The organism is Streptomyces alkaliphilus (assembly GCF_014141535.1).
In the GTDB taxonomy this organism is placed as follows: domain Bacteria; phylum Actinomycetota; class Actinomycetes; order Streptomycetales; family Streptomycetaceae; genus Streptomyces; species Streptomyces alkaliphilus.
Map to the genome: position 1 here is coordinate 1 of NZ_VKHT01000553.1, position 3,499 is coordinate 3,499.

Annotated in this window: 3 protein-coding genes; all 3 read right to left on the reverse strand. The window is 72.9% G+C overall.

Annotated features, from left to right (window positions below; genetic code table 11):
• Positions 1 to 120: 120 nt before the first annotated feature.
• The 3 genes from FNQ90_RS16545 to FNQ90_RS16555 all read right to left on the reverse strand — a co-directional run bounded on the left by FNQ90_RS16545 (position 121) and on the right by FNQ90_RS16555 (position 3,434).
• The gene (locus tag FNQ90_RS16545) at positions 121 to 762 is read right to left on the reverse strand and encodes a hypothetical protein (RefSeq protein ID WP_182607092.1); all 642 of its coding nucleotides are present in this window, start codon (positions 760 to 762) and stop codon (positions 121 to 123) included.
• Positions 759 to 2,756, reverse strand: a complete 1,998-nt coding sequence (locus FNQ90_RS16550) for an alpha/beta fold hydrolase (protein ID WP_228471314.1) — start codon at positions 2,754 to 2,756, stop codon at positions 759 to 761. The genes FNQ90_RS16545 and FNQ90_RS16550 overlap by 4 nt, the downstream gene beginning before the upstream one ends.
• Positions 2,757 to 3,236: 480 nt before the next feature.
• Positions 3,237 to 3,434 (reverse strand): hypothetical protein, encoded by a 198-nt coding sequence (locus tag FNQ90_RS16555; protein WP_143623548.1) that lies wholly within the window; start codon positions 3,432 to 3,434, stop codon positions 3,237 to 3,239.
• Between the last annotated feature and the right edge of the window lie 65 nt (positions 3,435 to 3,499).

Consider the following 3,499-nt stretch of genomic DNA (forward strand, 5'->3'; position numbering starts at 1 on the left):
GGGGGTGTGATGCGGGGGACGGGAAGGGCTTCCCGTCTCACTTCCACAGGCCGCCGGCCCTCGCCGCGATGGCGAGCGCGACGACGATGGAGATACCGAAGATGACGACGACGGCGGTGTTCACGCGGCCTCCCTGAGTTCCGCGGCGACCGGTGCCCCGGGCCGCATGGGGGTGTAGGGGGAGACGAAGATGACCTCCGGCTCCTCGGAGTCGTCGTACCCGGCGGCACGGGTGAGGGTGAACTGGAAACCCTTCACCGCGCGTTCCGGGTCCCCGTGCCGGCCGTGCCGCTCCTCCTCACGGGCGATCTCGGTCCGCAGGAAGCCGACCAGCATCCGGTACGCCGGCAGGCGGGTCAGGACGTCGAATCCCTTGTCGAGGGTGATCAGCAGCTCGGTCCCGATGTCGAAGATCGCCTTCTCCGGGCGCCGACCGGGGAACCAGAGGATCTGGTGGAGCCGACGACCGGCGATCACCTCGACCGGTCGCCACCCGGATGTCTCGCCCGCGGTGTTCAGCGTCCGGTAGAAGAAGTGGTAGTCGTGCTGCGCCGGGTTGGGCGCGAAGAACCGCCAGTTGGGGAGGAGGGCGGAGAAGGTGTCCCGACGGGCGACCCGCCCGAAGGAGGGGTTGGGGTGCTGGGCGCTCAGGGTGCCGACCAGGACCAGGGCGGCCCCGATCCGGGCCGCGGCTCCGGGGCCGGTGACCACCCGGCGCACGGCCCGACCGGCGGCGCGGCCGGCGATCGCGATGTTCGTCATCGGGGGTTCTCCGTCTTCTCGGCGTGCACGGGGTTACGGGCGTGCACGGGGTTACGGGTGGGCTCCGCCGCGTCGGGGCGGAGGGTCTGCGCGAGGAAGTCGATGATGCGGCGGCCGACCTCGGTGCCGAGGCGGGCGGAGGTCAGCAGGGAGTCGTGGTCGGCGCCCTCTACGACCTCGTTGCGGACCAGCCGTCCCGGGGCGCGGTGCGCGTCGCCCAACTCCTTGTGCATCAACAACTGTTCGGGGTCACGGTCGACGGTCTGCTGGGCGGAGAGCACCAGCGCGTGGCCGGGGGCGGCCGGCAGATCGCCCTCGAAGGCGCGGAACTCCCGCTCGGTGGCCTCCCACTCCCGCATCCCGGCCTCCCACAGCCGCGAGTCGGCGTACTGGGCCATGACCTTCCGTCGATAGCCGGCCGGCAGGGACTCGACCCAGTCGGGACGGACCAACAGCGCGCCCATCCCGGCCCGCAGACTGTTGAGGAAGGTCACCAGGCCACCGCGCAGCCGCTCGGCGGAGTCGCTCTGCTGCTTGGAGCGCAGGAGTTCCGCCGGGTGGGAGCTGTCCAGGTAGACGACGCCGTGCAGCCGGTCCCCCAGCCGGGCGGACACCCGCCGGGCCAGTTCCCCACCGAGCGAGTGACCCGCCAGGACCACCGGGCGGCCCGCCGGCACGGCGGCGGCGATCAGGTCCTCCAGGTCGTCCACCGCCTGGTCGAGACCGAACGGCCCGCTCGCCCGGTACCGGCTGGGTCCGTACCCGGCACGGCTGTAGGTCACCAGATCGATGTCGCTGTCGCGCAGGAGCTTCTCGGTGACCCAGCCGAAGTGCTCGGCGGTGGAGGCCAGGCCGGGGATGAAGACCACCACGGGGGCGCTCTCCCCGGCGGTGCTCTCCGCGGCGTCGGATTCGTCGGCCCGGGCCGGGCGGTCGGTCAGACGGGCGTTGTAGGACAGCTCGTTGCCGTGGCGGGTGGTGACGGTCCGCCCGTCCGGCCACGGCTCCACGGCACGCAGACGCCGTCCGGCGGCCACCGCCCCGGCGACCGCCACTCCGCCGGCGAGGACCAGCGCGGCGGCGCCGAGCATCCGGTCGTCCCGGCCGGCGGCGGCCGGGTGGGACCGCGGGGTGCTGGTGTAGGCGACCATCGGGTGCATCGCGGTGAAGGAGGTCGCGAAGCGCCCCAGGCCCATCACGAAGCCGTTGGCCACGTGGAAGGCGGCGGCGCTGCCGATGATCGGCTTGGCCAGCCTCCCGCCCCGCAGGTAGAGGATCGGGAAGAGGCACTCCAGGGCCAGCACGCCGTGGGCGAGGGTGCGGGCGGCGCGCGGGTACCGGCGGGTGAGCCGCCAGATGTCCTCCTGGCCGTAGGTGCGGGTGCGCATGACACCGCCGAGCGCCGCGCCGGACCGCCAGTCCTTCCCCAACAGCTTCACCCAGCCGGAGATCAGATACGACAGGTTGGACTGGGCGGCGACGTACCACAGCAGCGCGTCCCGGGTGCGCGGGTCGTTCGACAGCCGGGCCAGCCCGACGGCGCTCTGCACGAGGGTGGACGCCTGGTCGGCGCCGTCGGTGCCGTAGCGGTGGCGGGGGTAGAGCGCGGCGTTGCTCAGGCCCAGGAAGAGGTTGGCGGCACCGCGCCAGCGGGCGTCACCGGGCAGCAGCAGGCCGACGGAGGCGGCCACCCGGGCCAGATGCAGACCGGTGGTGGTGCGCTCATCGGCGATCAGGTCCAGGGCCCTGCGCAGGATCGGGTGCTGTGGCGCGTGGTTGTCGCGAGCGATGGCCCAGTCGTTGAGCCCGCCCGGGCGGGCGTGCCGGCGGTGGGTGAGGTGCTCGAGGCTGGAGGTCAGGGAGGTGGCGGCGGTCAGCCGCTCCGAGAGGGCCATGGCGCGTTCCCGTGACACGGGCACGGGGCCCAGCAGGGCGTCCATCGATCGGCGCAGGGCACGCGGCAACCGTCTCGGTCGTCGGGAGGGGGTGCTCATGAGGTCCTCCGGGGCGTGAGGAAGATGCGGACGGGGGAAACGGGCCCGGACGGGCGTGGGATGCCGGGCGACGGAACCCGCCCCCGAGGGGTGGTTCCGGAGCGATCGGGAGAGCCGCGCGGAAAACGGGGCCTCGAGGGAAACCGGGAAACGACGGAAACCGGAGAAACGGTAAAAGCGGGAAAACAGCGGCGACCGGGCCACGAGGCGCGGAGGGAAAAGGGGCCCCGGCGAGGAATTCCGAGCACCCCGGGAAATACGAATCGGAGATCTCGAATCCCCCCGGGATCGGACGCGAAAACCCTGTCGGCCGCGGCGGATATCCGTGACCCCGTCCGGTGGATCGGGAGGACGCACCGATCCACCGGACGGAATTCCGGCCATCCGTCGGGGCGGGGCAGGGGCGGAGGGCCCTGCCCGGTCCGGCCGGCCGCGGAGGCGGTCGGCCGGACCCGGGTGGCGGTCAGCCGGCGTGCGACGTCACTGAATGACCTGGCCGGCCTGGCGACCGGCCTCGTACGCCGCGACCATGGCGCCGCTGAAGGCGATGCCGGCCATGAAGGCGGCCGGCGTGGCCAGCACCGGGGAGGCGCCCTCGGTCAGGTGGCCCCGCTCGTCCCGGATGTCGATCCCGGCGAGGTCGGTGGACCGGTTCACGAAGGCGGTGAGGTCACGCATGGTGTCCCTTTCTGCGGTGTGCCCGGGTGGCCCCGGGCACACCGCAGAAAGGGACACCATGCGTG